The 21,212-nt window shown below is 60.4% G+C and carries 19 protein-coding genes; 1 reads left to right on the top strand and 18 read right to left on the bottom strand.

Annotation, left to right across the window (positions count from 1 at the left end; translation table 11 throughout):
• Positions 1-8 precede the first annotated feature (8 nt).
• Genes lolE through lolC form a run of 3 tightly spaced genes read right to left on the bottom strand, consistent with a single transcriptional unit; the run spans position 9 to position 3,155 of the window.
• Positions 9-1,256 (bottom strand): lipoprotein-releasing ABC transporter permease subunit LolE, encoded by a 1,248-nt coding sequence (gene lolE, locus JK232_RS13550; protein WP_212589309.1) that lies wholly within the window; start codon positions 1,254-1,256, stop codon positions 9-11.
• Positions 1,256-1,960 carry a lipoprotein-releasing ABC transporter ATP-binding protein LolD gene (lolD, locus tag JK232_RS13545; RefSeq protein ID WP_072925354.1) on the bottom strand — a complete coding sequence of 235 codons (705 nt, stop codon included), beginning with the start codon at positions 1,958-1,960 and terminating at the stop codon, positions 1,256-1,258. Before lolD ends, lolE begins: the two co-directional genes overlap by 1 nt.
• The gene (gene lolC, locus JK232_RS13540) at positions 1,953-3,155 is read right to left on the bottom strand and encodes a lipoprotein-releasing ABC transporter permease subunit LolC (RefSeq protein WP_072925357.1); all 1,203 of its coding nucleotides are present in this window, start codon (positions 3,153-3,155) and stop codon (positions 1,953-1,955) included. The genes lolD and lolC overlap by 8 nt, the downstream gene beginning before the upstream one ends.
• Positions 3,156-3,435: 280 nt before the next feature.
• On the opposite strand from lolC, the gene mfd reads away from it, so the two are divergent.
• On the top strand, positions 3,436-6,879 hold the full coding sequence (gene mfd, locus JK232_RS13535) for a transcription-repair coupling factor (RefSeq protein ID WP_212589308.1): 3,444 nt from the start codon (positions 3,436-3,438) through the stop codon (positions 6,877-6,879).
• A gap of 150 nt (positions 6,880-7,029) precedes the next feature.
• Here mfd and JK232_RS13530 read toward each other — a convergent pair whose 3' ends face one another.
• From JK232_RS13530 to fabF, 15 genes are all read right to left on the bottom strand, one after another.
• Positions 7,030-7,575 carry a glycine zipper 2TM domain-containing protein gene (locus tag JK232_RS13530; protein WP_072925362.1) on the bottom strand — a complete coding sequence of 182 codons (546 nt, stop codon included), beginning with the start codon at positions 7,573-7,575 and terminating at the stop codon, positions 7,030-7,032.
• A 326-nt stretch (positions 7,576-7,901) separates the two neighbouring features.
• A complete protein-coding gene (locus JK232_RS13525) occupies positions 7,902-9,212 on the bottom strand; it encodes an NAD(P)/FAD-dependent oxidoreductase (protein WP_072925364.1) in 1,311 nt (436 codons plus the stop codon).
• A gap of 336 nt (positions 9,213-9,548) precedes the next feature.
• A complete protein-coding gene (gene ycfP, locus JK232_RS13520; RefSeq protein ID WP_072925367.1) occupies positions 9,549-10,091 on the bottom strand; it encodes an alpha/beta hydrolase YcfP in 543 nt (180 codons plus the stop codon).
• A gap of 55 nt (positions 10,092-10,146) precedes the next feature.
• Complete coding sequence (nagZ, locus tag JK232_RS13515) at positions 10,147-11,178, bottom strand: beta-N-acetylhexosaminidase (protein WP_101828490.1); 1,032 nt, start codon at positions 11,176-11,178, stop codon at positions 10,147-10,149.
• Between the two features lie 46 nt (positions 11,179-11,224).
• Positions 11,225-12,073 carry a phosphotransferase gene (locus tag JK232_RS13510; RefSeq protein ID WP_212589307.1) on the bottom strand — a complete coding sequence of 283 codons (849 nt, stop codon included), beginning with the start codon at positions 12,071-12,073 and terminating at the stop codon, positions 11,225-11,227.
• A complete protein-coding gene (lpoB, locus tag JK232_RS13505; RefSeq protein WP_101828488.1) occupies positions 12,057-12,659 on the bottom strand; it encodes a penicillin-binding protein activator LpoB in 603 nt (200 codons plus the stop codon). The genes JK232_RS13510 and lpoB overlap by 17 nt, the downstream gene beginning before the upstream one ends.
• Positions 12,660-12,679: 20 nt before the next feature.
• A complete protein-coding gene (locus JK232_RS13500) occupies positions 12,680-13,060 on the bottom strand; it encodes a YcfL family putative periplasmic lipoprotein (protein ID WP_072925377.1) in 381 nt (126 codons plus the stop codon).
• Positions 13,061-13,073: 13 nt separating this feature from the next.
• Complete coding sequence (hinT, locus tag JK232_RS13495) at positions 13,074-13,424, bottom strand: purine nucleoside phosphoramidase (RefSeq protein ID WP_072925380.1); 351 nt, start codon at positions 13,422-13,424, stop codon at positions 13,074-13,076.
• A gap of 233 nt (positions 13,425-13,657) precedes the next feature.
• Complete coding sequence (gene ptsG / locus JK232_RS13490) at positions 13,658-15,091, bottom strand: PTS glucose transporter subunit IIBC (RefSeq protein ID WP_072925383.1); 1,434 nt, start codon at positions 15,089-15,091, stop codon at positions 13,658-13,660.
• Between the two features lie 350 nt (positions 15,092-15,441).
• The gene (locus JK232_RS13485; RefSeq protein ID WP_072925399.1) at positions 15,442-16,230 is read right to left on the bottom strand and encodes a metal-dependent hydrolase; all 789 of its coding nucleotides are present in this window, start codon (positions 16,228-16,230) and stop codon (positions 15,442-15,444) included.
• Between the two features lie 20 nt (positions 16,231-16,250).
• Positions 16,251-17,246, bottom strand: coding sequence for a DNA polymerase III subunit delta' (gene holB, locus JK232_RS13480; RefSeq protein WP_072925403.1), 996 nt, complete (start codon positions 17,244-17,246; stop codon positions 16,251-16,253).
• Positions 17,246-17,881 (bottom strand): dTMP kinase, encoded by a 636-nt coding sequence (gene tmk / locus JK232_RS13475; protein ID WP_212589306.1) that lies wholly within the window; start codon positions 17,879-17,881, stop codon positions 17,246-17,248. Before tmk ends, holB begins: the two co-directional genes overlap by 1 nt.
• Before the next feature lie 6 nt (positions 17,882-17,887).
• Entirely contained in the window at positions 17,888-18,910 is a 1,023-nt protein-coding gene (gene mltG, locus JK232_RS13470) for an endolytic transglycosylase MltG (RefSeq protein WP_101828485.1), read from the bottom strand.
• Between the two features lie 13 nt (positions 18,911-18,923).
• Positions 18,924-19,724, bottom strand: a complete 801-nt coding sequence (gene pabC / locus JK232_RS13465) for an aminodeoxychorismate lyase (RefSeq protein WP_212589305.1) — start codon at positions 19,722-19,724, stop codon at positions 18,924-18,926.
• Positions 19,725-19,894: 170 nt separating this feature from the next.
• Entirely contained in the window at positions 19,895-21,136 is a 1,242-nt protein-coding gene (gene fabF / locus JK232_RS13460) for a beta-ketoacyl-ACP synthase II (RefSeq protein ID WP_072925415.1), read from the bottom strand.
• Between the last annotated feature and the right edge of the window lie 76 nt (positions 21,137-21,212).

The following is a 21,212-nucleotide window of genomic DNA, read 5'->3' as shown; positions in this document are numbered from 1 at the left end:
TCAATCCCTTACTGGCCGCCGCTCAACACGCGTGCCGGGTCGATGCGGCTGGCGCGCCGTGCCGGATACCAGCTGGCGATCAGGCTCAGCAGGATGGCGGTCAGCAGCACGCCGCCGACATCCAGCCAGTGCAGTTCTGACGGCAGGAAATCGATGAAGTAGATGTCACCCGACAGGAACTGATGGCCGATCAGCGTTTCCAGCCCGCGCACAATCGGCGTAAGCTGCAATGCCGCCGCCACGCCGACCACCACGCCGCTCAGGCTGCCGACCAGCCCGGCCAGCAGCCCGTACCAGATGAAAACAGCGCGGATCAGCCGGTCACCCGCGCCCAGGGTGCGCAGCACGGCGATGTCACTGCTCTTGTCTTTGACCGCCATCACCAGCGTGGAGACGATATTGAAGCAGGCCACGCCAATCACCAGCACCAGCGCCAGGTACATAATGGCGCGCACCATTTCGATGTCGCGGTACATGTAGCCGTAGGTGCCGATCCAGCTGCGGATATAGACGTAAGCTTCAGTGACTTTGCCTGCGTCGCGCACCAGGGTATTGGCACTGAACGGGTCATTGGCTTTGAGGGCAATCCCCGTGACACTGTCACCCATGTCGAGATAGCCCTGCGCATCGGCCAGCGGCACCATCGCAAAGCTGTGGTCGAGCTGGCCGCTGAGTTGCAGGATGCCGGTCACCCGCAGGCGGATGCGCTTGGGTTGCAGCAGTTTGCCCTGCGGATCGCTGTTTGGGATCATCACCGTGACGGAGGACCCGGCCTTGACGCCCAGTTCATCGGCGATGCCTTTGCCCAGGATCACCTGCTGTTCACCGGCGCGGAAATGCGCCCAGGCGTCGCCCTGCACAAAGTGCGGCAGCGCGCTGAGTTGCGCTTCCTGTTGCGCGTCCACGCCTTTTACCTGCACCGCGCGCAATTTCGCGCCGCTTTCCAGCAGGCCGGTGAAATTAATGTACGGCGCGGCGGCCGCCACGCCCGGCACCGCCGCCACTTTCGGCAGCAGCGCTTGCCAGCCGTTAAACGGCTGGTCTACCGGCTCAATTTCACCATGCGGCACCACCGCCAGAATACGGTTATTCAGCTCACGCTCGAAACCGTTCATCGCGCTCAGGCCGACAATCAGCACTGCCACACCCAGCGCAATGCCGACGGTCGAAATGATGGAGATCAGCGACACCATGCCGCTGCGGCGACGGCCGCGGCTGAAGCGCAGGCCAATCACCAGGGAGAGAGGCAGCCCCATTACTGCGCCCCCAGCAGGGAAACATCCTGCTGCAACCGGCCGTCACGCATCTCCAGCTGGCGGTTCAGGCGGCGCGCCAGCGACAGGTCGTGGGTCACCACCAGGAACGCGGTGCCCTGCCGCACGTTCAGCTCGCCCAGCAGTTCAAAAATGCTGTCGGCATTGCGCTGGTCAAGGTTGCCGGTCGGCTCATCCGCCAGCACCAGCGACGGGTTATTCACCAGCGCACGGGCGATCGCCACCCGCTGGCGCTCCCCGCCGGAGAGTTCTGACGGCCGGTGGCCGCTGCGTTTCTCCAGCCCGACGGCAGCCAGCATCTCACGCGCTTTTTCCTGCGCGTCCGCCGCGCTGCCGGTGCCGATCAGCAACGGCATCGCCACATTCTCCAGCGCCGTAAAATCCGGCAGCAGGTGGTGGAACTGGTAGATAAAGCCCAGCTCACGGTTACGCAGTGCGGCTTTGGCGCGGGAGGACATGCCGCTGAGCGCCGTGCCTTTGAACACCACATCCCCGGAGGTGGGGGTGTCCAGCCCGCCCAGCAGGTGCAGCAAGGTACTTTTGCCCGACCCGGAGCTGCCCACGATCGCCATCATCTCGCCCGGCTGCATGGCAAAGGTCACATCGCGCAGCACAGAGGTTTGCAGCTTGCCTTCCTGATAGGTTTTGCACAGGCTGTCGCACTGCAATAAAGGATGGTTACTCATAACGTAAAGCCTCAGCGGGTTGAACGGCGGCAGCGCGCCATGAAGGGTAAAGCGTGGAAAGCAAAGCCACCGCCATCGCCACCAGCGCAATGCTGATGACCTGGAGCGGCTCAATGTCGACCGGCAGCGACGCGCCGTCAATCGCCATGCCGAGCGCGGGCATAATCGTCCCCAGCTGGCTCGCCAGCAGGGTGCCGAGCAGCGCCCCGAGCAGTGCGCCGATAATGCCGGCACTGGCGCCCTGCACCATAAACACCGTCATAATCTGGCGGCGCGTCAGCCCCTGGGTTTGCAGGATCGCGACTTCACCCTGCTTTTCCATCACCAGCAGGCCGAGCGAGGTGATGATGTTAAAGGCCGCCACCGCCACAATCAGGCTAAGCAGCAGCCCCATCATGTTCTTCTCCATGCGCACCGCCTGGAACAGCTCGCCTTTGCGGTCACGCCAGTCTTTCCACTGGGTGCCGGCCGGCAGCGGCTGTTGGCTCAGGGTATCTACCGCGAGCGGTTGTTCCAGCGTCAGCCGCCAGCCGGTGATGTTGCCTGCCGGGTAGCGCATCAGGCGGGAGGCGTCCTGCTGGTTTACCAGCAACTGGTAGCCGTCTACTTCACTGTTGGCCGCAAAGGTGCCGATCACGGTAAACAGGCGCTGGCTCGGGATCCGCCCCATCGGGGTGAATTCGCTGGCGCTGGTGACCATCAGCCGCAGCGTGTCGCCGCGTTTGACGCCCAGTTGCCCGGCCAGCTGTTCACCCAGAATGACGTGGTAACTTTTCGGCTGGAGCTGCTGTTGCTGTGCGCCGACCAGATAGCGCGCCAGCGGCTCCGGCTGGTCCGGGTTGACGCCCAGCATCACGCCGACGGCCACGCCGCGCGCGCTTTGCAGCACCACATCGCCGGTGGTCAGCGGCACAATGCCCGCGACGCCCTGCAAACCGGCCAGGCCGGAGGCGGGGAGTTTCTGTGGGTTAAGGGAGCCCTGCGGGGTGGTGATCAGCGCCTGAGGCATCAGCCCGAGAATGTTCCTCTCGAGATCGCGCTCAAAGCCGTTCATCACGGAGAGGACGGTAACCAGCGCCATCACGCCAAGCGTAATGCCGATGGTGGAAAGCCAGGAAACAAACCGGCCGAAGCGGTCTGAGGCCCGCCCGCGCATATAACGCAGGCCGATGAATAACGCGACAGGTTGATACATGAAATCCGTTTTATGACAGTTGCTAAAGCAAAGTGATCAAGGATAATAAAGGCTACAACCGCATTAGGGAACCACTTCCTTTAGTAAGTACTTGTGTCGGTACTTATCTATTAACTACCAGGCTTTCAGGGTTGCTTATACTTACTGCATCGCGTTTTCTGCGCTGGTAAGCCAGCCTGATGCGTGTGCTGCCGCGAACCTGCGGCTTCACGATACGGCGGGCAAGATGCCCGACTGACCGGGATGGCCCGTTGCTGAACAAGAGAATGTAAAACTGCCTATGCCTCACACATACCGTTACTCCCTGCCCGCCCGCCGCGGCGATGTCCGTGTGCTTGGTCAACTGACCGGCTCAGCCTGCGCCGTCGAGTGCGCCGAGATCATTGAGCGCCATGATGGCCCGGTGATGCTGATCGCCCCTGACATGCAAAATGCCCTGCGGCTGCGTGATGAGATCCAGCAGTTCACCTCACACCTGGTGACGGCGCTGTCGGACTGGGAAACCCTGCCCTATGACAGCTTCTCCCCGCACCAGGAGATCATTTCCGCCCGCCTCTCCAGCCTCTACCAGCTGCCGACGATGGCGCGCGGGGTCATTATCCTGCCGGTCAACACCCTGATGCAGCGCGTCTGCCCCCATGCGTTTTTGCACGGCCACGCGCTGGTGATGCAAAAAGGGCAGCGCCTCTCGCGTGACAAATTGCGCGCCCAGCTGGAGCAGGCGGGCTACCGCAGTGTGGATCAGGTGATGGAACATGGTGAGTACGCCACCCGCGGCGCGCTGCTTGACCTCTACCCGATGGGCAGCGAGGAGCCGTACCGCCTCGATTTCTTTGATGACGAGATCGACAGCCTGCGGGTGTTTGATGTGGATACCCAGCGCACCCTGAGCGAAGTGGATCGCATTAACCTGTTACCGGCGCATGAGTTCCCGACCGATAAACCGGCGATTGAGCTGTTCCGCAGCCAGTGGCGGGAAAAATTTGATGTGCGCCGTGAGCCGGAGCACATCTACCAGCAGGTCAGCAAAGGCACCTTCCCGGCCGGGATTGAGTACTGGCAGCCGCTGTTCTTCAATGAACCGCTGAGCACGTTGTTCAGCTACCTGCCGGAAAATACCCTGCTGGTGAATACCGGCGATCTGGAGGCGTCAGCTGAGCGTTTCTGGCTGGACGTGAACCAGCGCTATGAGAACCGCCGCGTTGACCCGATGCGCCCGCTGCTGGAGCCGGAATCCCTGTGGCTGCGGGTTGATGCCCTGTTCGCCGAGCTGAAACAGTGGCCGCGGGTGCAACTGAAAACTGAGCAGCTGCCGGAGAAAGCCGCCAACACCAATTTAGGCTATGAGCCGCTGCCGTCACTGGCGGTGGAGCCGCAGCAGAAATCGCCGCTTGATACCCTGCGCCGTTTTGCGGAAGCCTTTACCGGCCGCCTGATCTTCTCGGTGGAGAGTGAGGGCCGCCGTGAAACCCTGCAGGATTTGCTGGCGCGGATTAAATTACGCCCGGTGCTGATTGAGCGCCTGGAGCAGGCGGAAGCGCCGGGCCACTACCTGATGATCGGCGCCAGTGAGCGCGGGTTCCTCGACCGCCCGCGTGAGCTGGCGCTGGTGTGCGAAAGCGACCTGCTGGGCGAGCGCGTCAGCCGCCGCCGCCAGGACAACCGCCGGACCATCAACACCGAAACGCTGATCCGCAACCTGGCGGAGCTGCACCCCGGCCAGCCGGTGGTGCATCTGGAGCACGGCGTCGGCCGCTATGCAGGCATGACCACGCTGGAAGCCGGCGGCATCAAGGCGGAATACCTGATCCTGACCTATGCCGGGGAGGACAAACTCTATGTGCCGGTCTCTTCGCTGCACCTGATCAGCCGTTATGCCGGGGGCGCGGATGAAAACGCCCCGCTGCATAAACTGGGCGGTGAAGCCTGGGGCCGGGCGCGCCAGAAAGCCGCCGAGCGGGTGCGGGATGTGGCGGCTGAGCTGCTCGACATCTATGCCCAGCGCGCCGCCAAAGAGGGCTACGCCTTTAAACATGACCGCGAGCAATACCAGCTGTTCTGCCAGTCATTCCCGTTCGAAACCACCCCGGATCAGGAGCAGGCGATCAATGCCGTGCTGAGCGACATGTGCCGGCCGCTGGCAATGGACCGGCTGGTGTGCGGCGACGTCGGCTTCGGCAAGACCGAGGTGGCGATGCGCGCCGCGTTCCTGGCGGTGGAAAACCACAAGCAGGTGGCGGTGCTGGTGCCGACCACCCTGCTCGCCCAGCAGCATTATGATAACTTCCGCGATCGCTTCGCCAACTGGCCGGTGCGTATTGAGCTGATGTCGCGTTTCCGCAGCGCCAAAGAGCAGCAGGTGGTGATTGATGAGGCGGTTGAGGGCAAGGTCGACATCATTATCGGCACCCATAAATTGCTGATGAGCGATCTGCGCTGGAAAGACCTCGGCCTGCTGATTGTCGATGAGGAGCACCGTTTCGGTGTACGCCACAAAGAGCGTATCAAGGCGATGCGCGCCGATGTGGACATCCTGACCCTGACGGCCACCCCGATCCCGCGGACGCTGAACATGGCGATGAGCGGGATGCGCGACCTGTCGATCATTGCCACCCCGCCGGCGCGGCGGCTGGCGGTGAAAACCTTCGTGCGCGAATATGACAGCCTGGTGGTGCGCGAGGCGATCCTGCGTGAGGTATTGCGCGGCGGGCAGGTGTACTACCTCTATAACGACGTGGAAAATATTGAAAAGGCGGCCCAGCGCCTGACCGAACTGGTGCCGGAGGCACGGATTGCGGTCGGCCACGGCCAGATGCGCGAGCGCGACCTGGAGCGGGTGATGAATGATTTCCACCACCAGCGTTTCAATGTGCTGGTGTGTACCACCATCATCGAAACCGGCATCGACATCCCCAGCGCCAATACCATCATCATTGAACGGGCCGATCACCTCGGGCTGGCGCAGCTGCACCAGTTGCGCGGCCGGGTCGGGCGTTCCCACCACCAGGCCTACGCCTACCTGCTCACCCCGCCGCCCAAGGCGATGAGCGGCGATGCACTGAAACGGCTGGAGGCGATCGCCTCATTGGAAGATCTGGGGGCCGGGTTCGCGCTGGCCACGCATGATCTGGAGATCCGCGGGGCCGGTGAGCTGCTGGGTGAAGACCAGAGCGGGCAGATGACCACCGTCGGCTTTACGCTCTATATGGAGCTGCTGGAGAGCGCGGTGAATGCGCTGAAAGAGGGGCGCGAGCCGTCACTGGAGGATCTCACCAGCAACCAGACTGAGGTAGAGCTGCGGATGCCGTCGCTGTTGCCGGAAACCTACGTGCCTGACGTCAACACCCGGCTTTCGTTCTATAAACGCATCGCCAGCGCCAAACAGGCCGGTGAGCTGGAGGAGATCAAAGTTGAGCTGATTGACCGCTTTGGCCTGCTGCCGGATGCGGCGCGCAACCTGCTCGACATCGCCGCGTTGCGGCTGGCAGCGCAGGCGCTGGGCATCCGGCGCATTGAAGGCAATGAGCGCGGCGGCTTTATTGAATTCGGCGAACAGAACCGCGTCGACCCGGCCTACCTGATTGGCCTGTTGCAGAAAGAGCCGCAGGTCTACCGGCTGGATGGCCCGACCAAGCTGAAATTCAACCGCGATTTAACCGAGCGCAACCTGCGGCTGCAATTCCTGGACAGCCACCTGAAGGCCTTTGCTGAGCACACGCTCTGACCCCCTGCCGGGCGGCGGCCGCTGCCCGGTATTTTCCCCATAAGAAAGCCCGCGCCAATGTTAATGCCACTCGCTTACCTTGCCTCAGGCGGGTAAACGATCAGAACTAACACTGTGCGCGGGCGCAATTTTTCTATAGATACTGCGCTGTCAGGTGCGGTTGCTGTCGTTCAGAATCAGCTGGCCGTTACGATCCAGCGGGATCTGGTTGCCCGGCTGACGATCCATCCGCACTTTGCCCTGCTGGTCACCGATTTTATAGGTGACGTCATACCCCAGGGTTTTTTGGGTTTTCTCATACACCGTGCTGCAATGCTGTTTCGTGGTGGTGTAGGTGTCATTCTCCTGCAGGCTGCTCTGCGCGCGGTTCCCTGCATAGCCACCAGCCAGCGCCCCGGCCACGGTGGCGACATCGCGCCCGCGGCCGCCGCCAAACTGGTGGCCCAGCACCCCACCGGCCACCGCACCCAATACTGAGCCGGCGATCTGGTGTTCATCCTGCACCGGGCGACGGTGGGTGACGGTGACGTCACGGCACTCCTGGCGCGGCGTTTTTATGGTTTCCGTAATCGGTGTGGCATTCACTACCTGCGCATATTGCGGGCCGGAGAACGCATCCATATTGCTGGCGACGGCGGCGATACCCATCGCGGCGGCAATGCCAATACCGATACCTGCGGCCATTGATTTATTCACAGGACATCCTCCCGGTTCATTCTTATGCCATGTTACATGCCCGGTACACCCCGGCCGTCAGACGACGCATCGTACCGCGGCCGGGTGCCCGGACAGGGGCAGTGATACCTGCTCTGCCCCCTTCTGATGGAAAGGAGTGTGCCTCTGGATTACGCATCCGGCAATAAGAGACGTGGACGAAAAGTGGCATTTTCACGGGGAAAACCGCAGGTTTAGGAGTTGTCTGAAGGGTAAAGCGTGCTTAAGTAAAATTTTATGCGGTCAACGTAACGTGGGAAAGAATAAGGCCCGCCGGGGATGGCGGGCCTTGGGTCACCTAAACAGGCTTAATGTAATTTCAGCCGCGGGCGGATGACGCGGTTAATACTGCCCACCAGCACCATCAGGCCGGTACGCAGGTAACCATGCAGCGCCACCTGGTGCATACGGTAGAGCGAGACGTAAACGAAACGCGCGATGCGCCCTTCGATCATCATCGAGCCGCGCATCAGGTTACCCATCAGGCTGCCCACGGTACTGAAGCGGGAGAGTGACACCAGCGAGCCGTTGTCTTTATAGATATACGGCTTCAGCTTGTTGTCATGGCCGTTGAGCTGCAACAGCAGGTTGTCATAGCAGCGGGAGGCCATCTGGTGCGCAGACTGGGCGCGCGGCGGCACAAATTTGCCGTCCGGCTGCGGGCAGGAGGCGCAGTCACCGATGGCATAGATGAACGGGTCACGCGTGGTTTGCAGGGTCGGTTCGACCACCAGCTGGTTGATGCGGTTGGTTTCCAGGCCGCCGATCTCTTTCATAAAGTCCGGTGCCTTGATCCCGGCAGCCCAGACCATCAGATCGGCTTCAATGTACTCGCCGCCTTTGGTGTTCAGGCCGCCCGCATCGGCGCTGGTGACCATGGTGTTGGTCAGCACGCGCACGCCGAGCTTGGTCAGCTCCTGATGGGCGGCGGCTGAGATGCGCGGCGGCAGCGCCGGCAGAATGCGTTCCCCGGCCTCCACCAGCGTCACATTCAGCGCTTTATTATCCAGCCCCTGGAAACCGTAGCTGTGCAGCTGTTTCACCGCATTGTGCAGTTCCGCAGAGAGCTCCACCCCGGTGGCCCCGCCGCCGACAATGGCGATGTTTACCTGCTCACGGTCAGCCGGGTTCGCGGAGAATTTCAGGAACAGGTTCAGCATCTCGTTGTGGAAACGGTGCGCCTGATGCGGGTTATCGAGGAAGATGCAGTTCTCTTTGACGCCCGGCGTACCGAAGTCATTGGAGGTGCTGCCCAGCGCCATCACCAGGTAGTCGTAGCTGATTTCACGCGCGGCAACCAGCACATCACCCTGGGCATCGCGGATCTCCGCCAGTTGCAGGGTTTTGCTCTCACGGTTGATGTCAGTGACTGACCCGAGCTGGAACACGAAATGGTGGTTGCGGGCATGGGCCAGGTAGCTCAGTTCATCTACCCCGGCGTCCAGTGAGCCGGTGGCCACTTCGTGCAGCAACGGTTTCCATAAATGGCTGTTATTGCGATCGACCAACACAATTTCAGCCTTGTTTTTGCGGCCTAATTTATTCCCCAGGCTGGTTGCCAGCTCCAGCCCGCCTGCACCACCACCTACGATGACGATCTTTTTCATTGGCGTAGTCAATTTGACCCCCTCAAATGTGAACCATTTGTAATCTAAAAGTTAAAATAATGTCCTTAGAAAACATAGGGTTCGCGTAAATTAAACCTGCATCTGGGGCCAGAATAGCATGCGGGGTTATTTGGTCATACCAAAATTGATGTGCATCAAACTTTTTTGTTTATTTTGTAGACACGAGGCGATTTTAATGCATTTAAATCATTAAGTTATTAAGAATAATCTCACCTGCCGGCACAGGTTATATGCTGAAAAAAAGCGCAGGCAGCGTGCAGGAAACCAGCAAAAACGCACAAAAAAACCGGCCAGCTGAAGCGGGCCGGTCTTGGCACAAAACAGGCGTCAGCTTACGGTTTTAAACGCGTTAATACGTTGCAAATGCGGGGAGAGGTTTTTGAATTTATGGCCCTGCTGCTCATCCCAGAGGATGGGGTAATAAGGGTGCAGCGCGGCCGCACTGCGGCGGCTGTCCAGCACCTCATCCTGACGGGAGAGGATCAACAGACAGCGGTCACGGTTGCGCTCGCGGAAATCACTGACACATTTGGTGGCGATGTCGAGGTACTCTTCCGGCCGGTCGATTTTGCCGGGCATGTTCTCTTCCGGCCAGAGGTTGGGGTTGACGCTGACCTGGCGGATACCGCAGAGAAAACCGATACGCTCTGCCCAGAAGCCGCCCAGCCCCACCCCACAAATCAGCGGGCGGTCGTCACTGTTTTGCTGGAGCGCTTTATCCACCTCTTTCAGCAGGAATTGCATATCGTGGCGTGGATGCAGGGTGCTGTAGCTGATCAGCCTGACATCAGGATCGATGAATTGCAGTTGCAGCACTTTTTCATGATTGCCGGGACTGGTTGAATCAAAACCATGCAGATAAATGATCATGTTTTTCCCCGTATGATGTGAAACGGCCCCGGCCTGGATGGCCGGGGCCGGATAATCACCCGGCGTTCTGCTGTTTATGCGCCTGCCAGCGGTCATCCAGGGCGGTAAGCTCCCGGTTGGCCTGCTTCCAGCGCGGCGAGTCTAACAACGCCTGCCGGGTATATTTACCGCGATGATACAATTGTGCAACCTGTCCTGCGTTGACCGGCGTCAGGTTATCCAGCACGCTGACGGCCCCGGCGCGGTGGTTACACACCAGGATCATGTCGCACCCGGCATCCAGCGCGGCCTGGCCGCGTTCCGCGTAGCTGCCCATAATGGCTGCGCCTTCCATGGAGAGATCGTCCGAGAAGATGATGCCGGTAAAGCCCAGCTCCTGGCGGAGCACCTGCTTCAGCCACCAGGGTGAACCGCTGGCCGGGCGCGGATCGGCCTCAGTATAGATGACATGCGCAGGCATGATGGCATCCAGGCGGCGGCGGGCAATCAGCTCGCGGAAAATCAGCATGTCATGTTCGCGGATCTGCGCCAGCGGGCGCGGGTCACGCGGCGTCTCTTTGTGGGAGTCCGCGGCCACTGCCCCGTGGCCGGGGAAGTGTTTGCCGGTGCTTTTCATCCCGGCCTGTTGCATGCCGAGGATAAAGCGCTCCGCCATCGCCAGGGCAATCTGCGGCTCCTCATGGAAGGATCGCTCGCCAATCGCCGCGCTGCGGTGGCCGATGTCCAGCACCGGGGCAAAACTGATGTCAATGTCCATGCTGATCATCTCGGCGGCCATCAGCCAGCCCGCCTCTTCGGCCAGCCGCCCGCCCTCTTGCGCATCATTCAGCGCCGCAAAAGATTGGGCCGCCGGCAGGCGGGTAAAGCCGTCACGGAAACGCTGCACCCGGCCGCCTTCCTGATCCACCGCCACCACCAGCCGGTCATGTGAGGCCTGGCGGATTTGGCGCACCAGCTCGCGCAACTGCGCGGCATCATGAAAATTACGGCTGAACAGGATCAACCCGCCGACCAGCGGATGGCGCAGAATTTCACGTTCTTCTGCATCCAGTTCATACCCTTCCACATCTAACATTACCGGACCCACGGTACTCTCCCTTGACTGCCTGCTTGGGAACCTGTCGGTTCCGCTGTTATCGACTCTGTAACCGGGCGTGCAGGCCATCAGCCGCCGCCCTGAATGAAATAGTGTGTGTTTGCTGCCAGCGGACTTCGTACCACATCAGCATCAGGTAGTCGATCCACGGCAGCCAGCGGGTTACCGCTGTGTGCAGCCTTCCGGCATCGCCGTAGCCGCCCGCCGCACAGTAGGCGGCCACCAGGGCTGTCTGCTGTTGTGCTGACCAGCCGTTGCCGCGCACCAGCGCCGCCAGTTCGCAGGCAATATCACCGTCGGCGGCGTACTCCCAGTCAATCAGCCGCCAGCCACCGCCGGTCACGATGATATTGCCGGCATGGATATCCATGTGCAGCGGCGCGATCTTCAGCACCGGCGGCAACGGCGCGCGCAGCAATGCCTGATGGTAACGCAGCCAGCGCGGCGTCAGGCGGGTGCGATCGATCTGCTGCCCCGACCTGACCAGGGCCGCCTTCAGCACCAGCGGAGAACCGCCGCGCGGCTGCCGGTGCAGCCTGACCAGCAACGGTGCCAGTGCCCCATCAGGCCCAAACGCCGCATCCGGCAATGGCTCACCGCCAATCCAGGCCACCAGCAGCCAGTCCCCGTGCAGCCCCAGCGGTGGCGGCCCCACGGCACCCTGGCGCTGGCGGCGCAGCATCCGCAGCTCCCGGCGGCGGCTGACGCCCATTTCCGCCATTTCCCGGGTCTGGCGGCGGGCCAGATACTCCCCCTGTGGGGTCTGGATGCGCCAGCTCTCCCCGGATAAGCCGGCCACCGGGCTAAAACAGCAACCGGCGGTATCGACCGCCGGCAGGAGCTGTTTCAGGCTGACAATCAGGCTGGGATCAACGCTGTACGTCACCGCTGCCCGACCAGACGATTTCGCCGGTCTGTACCAGCATCAATTGCATCTCCAGCGTCGGGGCTTTGGCACTGCCGCTGGCGTCACTGTAAAGCACATACTGCGCCTTGAGGTAACGCGCCAGGCCAATCGCCTTGCTGCGGGAGACCAGGCTGTCGTCGGCAGACAGGCCGAGCGCCTGCTTGGCCTGGATCAGCTGGCTGGCCGGCACCACCGAGAAGGTGCTGCTGCCGCCCAGGGCATCATAGAGGGCGGCCGTCGCGGCGCTGGTCTGTAGTGTGCCGTTGGTGCTGTTTTTCACATTATCCAGCAGCAGCACGCCCCCGCTCTCCACGCCCCCGGCGTTCAGCATCTGGGCCACCAGCGGCTGCACGCTGGCCGGCCAGTCAATCGGCTTTTGCATTTTCGGCGGCTGCGGCACGGTTTCTGACGTCGGCGGCAGCGGTTGGGTCGGCTGCGGTTGCGGCTGTTCAGGCTGCGGTTGGGTCGGGATGGTGGTGACCGGTGCCTGCGGCTCTTCCGGCGGCCGGGTCATACACCCGGACAGAATTAACGCGGCCGCAGCCACAAGTAAAAGCTTTTTCATTTACCCTCTCCGGTAACTGATTAAAGATAAAGATAGAGACGTACACTGTCGGCATCCAGGTTGCCCATCAGCGAATAGATCGTGGCCGTTGATGCGGGAGCCAGCGTAATGGTGCGCGGCGGCTGGAACGGCAGCACATCCAGCCCCTGCGCATCATACCAATAGAAGCGGTAATGCACGGTTACCGGGGTCATCTGGCTGTTTGACAGCACAGACGCGGCGCTTTTGCGCCCGGAGGCATCCGCAATGGTGGGTTTGTCTGCGATAATCCCTGCGGTAAGCACCGGCGACTCCATCACCACGGTTTGCTGCGTATTCAGCGCAATTTTTTGCGGGGAGCTGCACCCTGCCAGGGCGATGCCCATCAGCAGTGCCCACCCTGCGCGCCTGTAAACCTGCATAGTGTGTTTCCTGTCAGCGTGCCAGCATCGGGCCGAGCGGCCGGCCGCCCACCAGGTGCATATGAATGTGGTACACCTCCTGGCCGCCATGCCGGTTGCAGTTCATGATCAGGCGATAGCCATCTTCCGCAATGCCCTCTTGTTCAGCAATTTTTGCCGCCACGGTAAACATCCGCCCCAATGCGTGCTCATGCTCTGCGGCGACATCGTTAACGGTGGGGATCAGTAAGTTCGGCACAATCAGGATATGCGTGGGGGCCTGGGGCGAAATATCACGGAACGCCGTGACCAGCTCGTCCTGATAGACCACATCCGCCGGGATTTCGCGGCGGATAATTTTACTGAAAATGGTTTCTTCAGCCATGACGGTTGTCCTTTAGTAACGCATGAATGATGTACGCAGTATGAGTGACATTTTCCATTTCTTTCAACCTCATTCCAAACATTCAGTGCTGACTGCCGGAGAAAAGAGCAGCGCCGCCGGGCTTGGCACCGTGCGGTAAGCAGGCCCGGCGGGACATGCGCTATGCCCGTACCGGAAAAGCAGGCATAAAAAAAGGGAGGCTTTCGCCTCCCTCTGGTGCTCCCCAGCAGAAATTAATGATTACGGATGTAATCGTCCATGTCAGTTTTGAGGTTGTCTGATTTGGTGCCGAAAATCGCCTGCACACCGGAACCTGCCACGACCACACCGGCCGCGCCCAGTTTCTTCAGACCGGCCTGGTCAACCTTGGAGACATCCGCCACGCTGACGCGCAGACGGGTGATACAGGCATCCAGGTTAGTGATGTTCTCTTTACCGCCGAACGCTGCCACCAGTGCCGCAGACATTTCGCTGCCGCTCTGGGTAGAGCGCTCACCGTTCGTGTCTTCACGGCCCGGCGTTTTCAGGTTCAGCTTGGCGATCAATACGCGGAACACCGTGTAGTAAATCAGGCCATAAATGATACCGATGATAGGGAACAGCCAGATTTTGCTGCTGTTGCCGCTCAGCACCACGAAGTCAATCAGGCCGTGGGAGAAGCTGGTTCCGTCACGCATGCCCAGCAGAATACAGATCGGGAAGGCCAGACCTGCCAGGATGGCGTGGATACCGTACAGGATCGGCGCCACGAACATAAAGGAGAACTCAATCGGCTCGGTGATCCCGGTCAGGAACGAGGTCAGCGCCGCGGAGATCATGATGCCGCCGACTTTGGCACGGTTTTCCGGTTTCGCAGAGTGCCAGATGGCAATCGCCGCAGCCGGCAGGCCGTACATTTTGAACAGGAAGCCGCCTGAGAGTTTACCGGCTTCCGGGTCACCCGCCATATAGCGCGGAATGTCACCGTGGAAGACCTGGCCTGCGGCGTTCACGTATTCACCGATCTGCATCTGGAAAGGTACGTTCCAGATATGGTGCAGACCAAACGGCACCAGCGCACGCTCAATCACACCGTAGATGCCGAACGCCACCACCGGGTTCTGGTAGGCCGCCCACTGGGAGAACGTCTGGATCGCGGTACCGACCGGCGGCCAGATGAAGGAGAGCAGCACGCCCAGGATAATCGCTGCCAGGCCGGAGATAATCGGCACGAAGCGTTTCCCGGCGAAGAAGCCCAGGTATTCCGGCAACTGGATGCGGTAGAAGCGGTTAAACATATACGCCGCAATGGCACCGGCAATGATCCCGCCAAGCACACCGGTATCCGCCAGGTGCTTGGCCGCAATCTCTTCGGCCGGCAAGTGCAGAACTAACGGTGCCACCACCGCCAGCGTTTTCACCATGATGCCGTAAGCCACCACGGCCGCCAGGGCGGACACGCCATCGTTATTGGTAAAGCCAAGTGCCACGCCGATAGCGAAGATCAGCGGCATGTTGGCAAACACCGAACCACCCGCTTCCGCCATCACATGGGAGACAACGGCAGGCAGCCAGCTGAAGTTGGCGGAACCGACACCGAGCAGAATACCTGCAATGGGCAGTACCGACACCGGCAGCATTAGCGATTTACCTACTTTCTGTAGGTTGGCAAATGCATTCTTGAACATAATTGAGTGTGCTCCTGAGTAATAGTGCTTTTGGTACTACTGGCACCTGACAGCAGAGATGGCGCGGTCTGGTGTGCAGCCGGAACGGGGGAGAAAGCCCCGGCTGTCAGGGCGTCTGAAGCGCCCCTTTAATTTTTACGAAGAGTAAAATAAATGCCGTTTGTAATGTTTGATAACAGTCACGTTTCTACAAATAAAAGATGTATCTTTCATTTTTAGCCCCCGTTTTACCGGGGAAAGGGGTGAAAAAGGCGGATTAATCGCCGGAATTAAACAGCGGCACCTCGTTTTATCCGGCATTAATTACGAACCGGAAAATAAAGCGCCGCCGAAAAATCGTCAGCTAAAGATTAGGCCAGTGCGGCCGGGGACACATGGAATAATTGGGAAAAGTTTTTCGTGGTGGTGTCCGCCAGCTGCTCCAGCGACACCCCTTTCAGCACCGCCAGGTATTCCGCCACGTCGCGCACGTACGCCGGCTGGTTCTCTTTGCCGCGGTGCGGTACCGGCGCCAGGTACGGCGAATCCGTCTCGACCAGGAGGCGATCCAGCGGGACATACCGGGCGGCGTCACGGATCTGCTCTGCATTGCGGAACGTCAGGATGCCGGAAAACGAGATGTAGAACCCCAGGTCCAGCAACGCTTTGGCGGTGGCCTGATCCTCAGTGAAGCAGTGCAGGACACCGCCGCACTGATCCGCCTGCTCTTCACGCAGGATGGCCAGCGTATCTTCACGCGCATCACGGGTATGGACGATCACCGGTTTGTTCAGCTCACGCCCGATGCGGATATGATCCCGGAACGATTGCTGCTGCACATGCAGGTTCTCTTTCTGGTAATAATAATCCAGCCCGGTTTCCCCCATCGCCACGACCCGCGCGTCAGATGCCAGCCGGCGCAGGGTGTCAACCTCATAAACGGCCTCCATATTCAGCGGGTGAACGCCGCAGGAGAACACCACATCCGGGCGATCGCCAATTAATGTGCGCATCGCGCTGTAGCCCGGCAGCGTGGTGGCCACCGCCAGGAAAAACTTCACATCACGCTGGTGGGCTTTTGCCAGGGCATCGTCAACGCCGGTGTGGAGATCCTGATAGTTCAGCCCATCAAGGTGGCAGTGTGAATCAACTAAAAACATAATTTTAAACTCGACAACCGTTAGAAAGCAGAATCCGGCGCGGCAAGCAACGCTTCCCACGCCAGCAGGTGTTCGGTGAGCAACAGCTCGCGGTTGACGGCATTGACCGTCAGTAACTGATGCCGGCAGGTCAGCCAGCCCTGCATCAGCGATTGCAGGGCTGACTGGCCCAGTGTTGCGGCCAGTGCCGCCACCAGCGGCTGCTGATCCTGATTCAGCAGATAAGCCGCCGCGCCCTGCTGCCATTTCATGGCATCCAGTAACAGCGTGCACAACCAGTGTAGACGCTCAGCCGCATCCTCGTGATTGAGCACCGGCAGCAGCGCCAGCAGGTCATGCGTTGTTAACTGGCTGCTCAGTTGCCGGCAGAGCTGTTGCCGCTGCTGCCAGCGCTCCGGCTGCAACAGCGCCGCCGCGGCCAGCGGGGCACCGTGGCTGAGTTTCAGCGCCGTCTCTACACTTTGCGGGTCTGCCGGCTGCTGGCGCTGGATCCACTGGCTGCTCAGGGCGGGCGGCGGATTTTGCAGATGCCAGTAGCTGCACCGGCTGCGCAGGGTCGGCAGCAGGCGGGAAGGCGTGCGGCAGCCCAGCAGGAAGTAGGTTTTCTCCGGCGGCTCCTCCAGGGTCTTCAGCAGCGCATTGGCGGCCGCCTCCGTCAGGGCCTCGGCCTGCGCCAGCCAGATTACTTTTGCCCCGCCCTGCTGCGCATGGGTGTACAGGCCGTCGATCACCTGACGCACCCGGTCAATCCCCAGGCTCGCCTTGCCTTTTTCCGGCGTCAGCACATGCCAGTCAGGGTGGTTACCCGCCAGCATCAGGCGGCAGCTGTGGCACTCCCCGCAACTTTTCTCGCCCTGCGGGTGCTGGCACAGCAGCCAGCGGCTCAGGCCGTACACCAGCGCCGCATCACCGTTACCCTCATCGGCATGGATCAACAGGGCGTGGTGGCCGCGCCCGGCCTGATACTGGGCAATCAACTGGCGATAAGGGGCGTTCAGCCACGGATACCAGTTCATCAGGCGTGCCCCTGCTGCAACCAGGCGCGCAGGGTGGCGGTAATCTGCGCAGAGACGTCCGGCAGCGGTTGCGCGGCATCAATGGTTTTGATGCGTGGGTCTGCTGCTGCCAGTGCCTGATAACGGGCGCGCGTGCGTTCAAAGAAGGCCAGCGACTCCTGCTCAATCCGGTCGAGTGCGCCACGCTGGCGGGCGCGCTCCAGGCCGATGGCGGGCGGCAGATCCAGATAAAGGGTTAAATCCGGGCTGAAGGCCCCCAATACGATGTCCCGCAAGGCGGCCATCATCGTGGGATCAATCCCGCGGCCGCCGCCCTGGTAAGCCTGGGAAGAGAGATCGTGACGGTCGCCGATGACCCACGCCCCACGGGCCAGCGCCGGTTTGATCACGGTTTCCACCAGTTGCACCCGCGCGGCGTAGAGCATCAGCACTTCCGCCTTGTCCGTGAGGGTTTCACCTTCAATGCCCTCTTTGATCAGTGTCCGCAGGCTTTCGGCCAGCGGCGTGCCGCCCGGTTCACGGGTAAACACCAGATCGGTGATGCCGGCTTCCCGCAACGCCGCCACGATGGTGTCCCGGGCGGTGGTTTTTCCGGCGCCTTCCAGCCCCTCAATCACAATAAATTTGCCGTTCATGGTCTGTCAGCGCCCCGTACTGGTTTTCAGGATTTCACGGTAACGTTGCACCGCTTTGTTATGGTTTTCAAGGTTGGTGCTGAACGTATGCCCGCCCGTCCCGTTCGCCACAAAGTAGAGATAGGGGGTTTTTGCCGGGTGGGCAGCAGCCTGCATGGAGGCCAGGCTGGGCATGGCGATCGGCGTTGGCGGCAACCCGGAAATCACATAGGTGTTATAGGGGGTCGGCGTCTCCAGATCTTTGCGGGTAATGTTGCCTTTATACGCGTCGCCCATACCATAAATCACCGTGGGATCCGTTTGCAGACGCATACCGATACGCAGGCGATTGATAAATACCGAGGCCACTTCATCCCGCTCCTCGCTGACTGCCGTCTCTTTTTCGATAATCGACGCCATTGTCAGCAGATCATTCGGCGTTTTATACGGCAGATTCGGCGCGCGCTGCGCCCAGATCTCGTCCACGGTTTTCTGCATCCGCGTATAGGCGCGTTTGAACAGGGAGAGATCGCTCATACCGGCAGTGTAGAGGTAAGTATCGGGATAGAGACGCCCTTCTACGGGTTCCCCCGGTTTCATGCCCAATGCCGCGCCGATGGCCGCCTCATCTTTGCCTGCCAGCTGATGCTTCAGATAGGGTGCCGCCTGCGCAACCTGCAACCAGTCACGCAGCCGCAGCCCTTCAATCAGGCGGATGCTGAACTGGGCTTCCTTACCGCTGACCAGCAGGGCCAGCATCTCCCGCACTGTCATGCCGGGGGTAAAACGGAACGTCCCGGCTTTGACATTCGCCAGCGAAGGCTCAATACGCAGCAGCCAGGCAAACCACGGGCTGGGTGCCAGCACCTTCTGCTCATTCAGCAACGTTTCCAGCCCGCTGCGGCCGGTCCCGGCCGGCAGGGTAAAAATGGTTTCCTGGCTGATGGCCAGCCGCTGGCCGGCAAAATGTTCAGCCCGCTGGTAAATAAACACAGCAGCAACCAACAACGCCGCTGCCAGGAATGTTATCACTTTGAGTTTTTTCTTCATTCAACAGCCTGGGTTAACAATAAGGAATCAGCGTATGGCAAAGCGCCCGCGACCGGTAGCGCCATTCACCGATGGCATTGACCGGCAGCAGCGGCATCAGGGCGTTACAGATAAAAACTTCCTCTGCCCCGGCCAGCGCGGCCATCGGTGCACGCACAACCTCTGCCTGATAGTCAGGGTGGTCAGCCAGCAGCGCCAGAATATGCTGCCGCATCATCCCATCCACGCCGGAAAGCGAGACGTCCGGCGTCATCACCCGCTGCCCGGTACGCCAGAATAAATTGGCCGCACAGCATTCCACCAGCATCCCGGAGGTGTCAAGTACCAGCGCCTCGTCCGCCGTTGTCTGCTCAAGATGCAGCCGGATCATCACCTGCTCCAGCCGGTTCAGGTGTTTGATGCCGGCAAGCCAGGGGCTTTGCGCCAGCGCTACCGGGCTTAGCACCAGCGTAACGCCGCGCTCACGCCAGTCATTGTAGTGCGCCGGGTAAGAGGATGTTGTAACGATTCGTGTGGGATGAAGGCAACCGGCCGGGCTGTAGCCCCGCCCGCCGCTGCCGCGGGTAAGGATCACTTTAAGTACGCCCTGCCCTGATACGGCAGCCGCCTGTACCATCTCCTGTTCCAGCGCCTGCCAGTCCACGCCCTCAATCATCAGGGCCGCGGCAGCGCGTTGCAGCCGCGTCAGATGTGCGGGCAGCCACTGCACGCTGCCGCCAAGAATACGGGCAGTGGTAAAACAACCGTCGCCAAACTGCACGGCGCGGTCACCCAGGGGAATGTCAGCGGCAGAACGGCCATTGAGCCAATACATCAGAGACCTCCGGGGCATGTCATCTCAAAGGGGTTGATACAGGCAACCTGAAACCGCTGAAGGTGCCGCGGCAGGCGGCAGGCGGTGCCCTTTCTCAGGGGACGCCACACCTGTAAAAAAGCCCGGCAGAGCCGGGCTTAGGATGCTTCTCGCCTGAGCGTTGTCGTTTTTTATACCCGACGGAATACCAACGAGCCGTTGGTGCCGCCAAAGCCAAACGAGTTGCACAAGGTATATTCCAGATTGGTCACCTGGCGCGCCTCATGCGGCACGAAGTCCAGGTCACACCCTTCATCCGGGTTATCCAGGTTGATGGTGGGCGGTATCGCCTGATCACGCAATGCCAGCACAGCAAAGATTGACTCCACTGCCCCTGCCGCACCCAGCAGGTGGCCGGTCATGGATTTGGTGGAGCTGACCATCACGCGTTTAGCATCTTCACCGAACACCGATTTCACTGCCTGAGCTTCGGCTTTGTCACCCGCTGGGGTAGACGTACCGTGGGCATTGATGTAACCGATGTGATGGGTCGAGAGGCCGCAATCCTGCAGGGCATTTTTCATTGCCATGGCAGCGCCTGAACCATCTTCCGGCGGTGAGGTCATGTGATAGGCATCGCTGCTCATGCCGAAGCCGACGACTTCTGCATAAATTTTCGCGCCGCGCTTTTTCGCATGCTCATACTCTTCCAGCACCATAATGCCTGCGCCGTCACCCAGCACAAAACCATCACGATCTTTGTCCCACGGGCGGCTGGCCGCTTGCGGGTCTTCATTGCGGGTAGAGAGTGCCCGTGCGGCGCCAAAGCCGCCCACGCCCAGCGGGGTGCTGGCTTTTTCTGCGCCGCCTGCCAGCATCACGTCTGCATCGTTATAAGCGATGATACGCGCAGCATGGCCGATGTTATGCACACCGGACGTACAGGCCGTCGCGATAGAGATGCTCGGGCCACGCAGGCCATACATGATGCTCAGGTGACCGGCGATCATGTTGACGATAGTGGAAGGCACAAAGAACGGGCTGATTTTGCGGGGGCCACCATTGACCAGTGCGGTATGGTTTTCTTCAATCAGGCCCAGTCCGCCGATGCCGGAACCAATGGCCGCGCCAAAACGCGTTGCGTTTTCTTCAGTGACCTGGATACCGGAATCCTGCATAGCCTGAATACCGGCCGCAACTCCATATTGAATGAAGGCATCCATCTTGCGTGCATCTTTGCGCGAGATGAATTCTTCACAGTTAAAATCCTTTACTAAGCCGGCAAAACGCGTTGCGTAGGCAGTAGTATCGAAATGGTCGATTAGGCTGATGCCGCTCTGACCGGCAAGGAGAGATTTCCACGTGGACTCTACAGTATTGCCGACAGGAGACAACATGCCCAGTCCGGTCACAACAACTCGACGCTTAGACACGGTTGTCCTCCAGGGAGGGAAAAAAATATGGATACTCAGGGACAAAAAAACTTAGGCGGTCGAATGACCGCCTAGA

This window comes from Nissabacter archeti, from assembly GCF_018257325.1.
GTDB lineage: Bacteria > Pseudomonadota > Gammaproteobacteria > Enterobacterales > Enterobacteriaceae > Chimaeribacter > Chimaeribacter arupi.
Note: the sequence above shows the minus strand (reverse complement) of the source record. Positions and strands in the feature narration are given on the sequence as shown.

Bases quoted from the DNA above. Each gene is read 5' to 3' on its own strand.
- lolE (WP_212589309.1), bottom strand. From the start codon at position 1,256: ATGGGGCTGCCTCTCTCCCTGGTGATTGGCCTGCGCTTCAGCCGCGGC.
- ptsG (WP_072925383.1), bottom strand. From the start codon at position 15,091: ATGTTCAAGAATGCATTTGCCAACCTACAGAAAGTAGGTAAATCGCTA.
- holB (WP_072925403.1), bottom strand. From the start codon at position 17,246: ATGAACTGGTATCCGTGGCTGAACGCCCCTTATCGCCAGTTGATTGCC.
- lolC (WP_072925357.1), bottom strand. From the start codon at position 3,155: ATGTATCAACCTGTCGCGTTATTCATCGGCCTGCGTTATATGCGCGGG.
- hinT (WP_072925380.1), bottom strand. From the start codon at position 13,424: ATGGCTGAAGAAACCATTTTCAGTAAAATTATCCGCCGCGAAATCCCG.
- lpoB (WP_101828488.1), bottom strand. From the start codon at position 12,659: ATGAAAAAGCTTTTACTTGTGGCTGCGGCCGCGTTAATTCTGTCCGGG.
- lolD (WP_072925354.1), bottom strand. From the start codon at position 1,960: ATGAGTAACCATCCTTTATTGCAGTGCGACAGCCTGTGCAAAACCTAT.
- JK232_RS13500 (WP_072925377.1), bottom strand. From the start codon at position 13,060: ATGCAGGTTTACAGGCGCGCAGGGTGGGCACTGCTGATGGGCATCGCC.
- mltG (WP_101828485.1), bottom strand. From the start codon at position 18,910: ATGAAGAAAAAACTCAAAGTGATAACATTCCTGGCAGCGGCGTTGTTG.
- mfd (WP_212589308.1), top strand. From the start codon at position 3,436: ATGCCTCACACATACCGTTACTCCCTGCCCGCCCGCCGCGGCGATGTC.
- tmk (WP_212589306.1), bottom strand. From the start codon at position 17,881: ATGAACGGCAAATTTATTGTGATTGAGGGGCTGGAAGGCGCCGGAAAA.
- JK232_RS13485 (WP_072925399.1), bottom strand. From the start codon at position 16,230: ATGTTTTTAGTTGATTCACACTGCCACCTTGATGGGCTGAACTATCAG.
- pabC (WP_212589305.1), bottom strand. From the start codon at position 19,724: ATGTATTGGCTCAATGGCCGTTCTGCCGCTGACATTCCCCTGGGTGAC.
- ycfP (WP_072925367.1), bottom strand. From the start codon at position 10,091: ATGATCATTTATCTGCATGGTTTTGATTCAACCAGTCCCGGCAATCAT.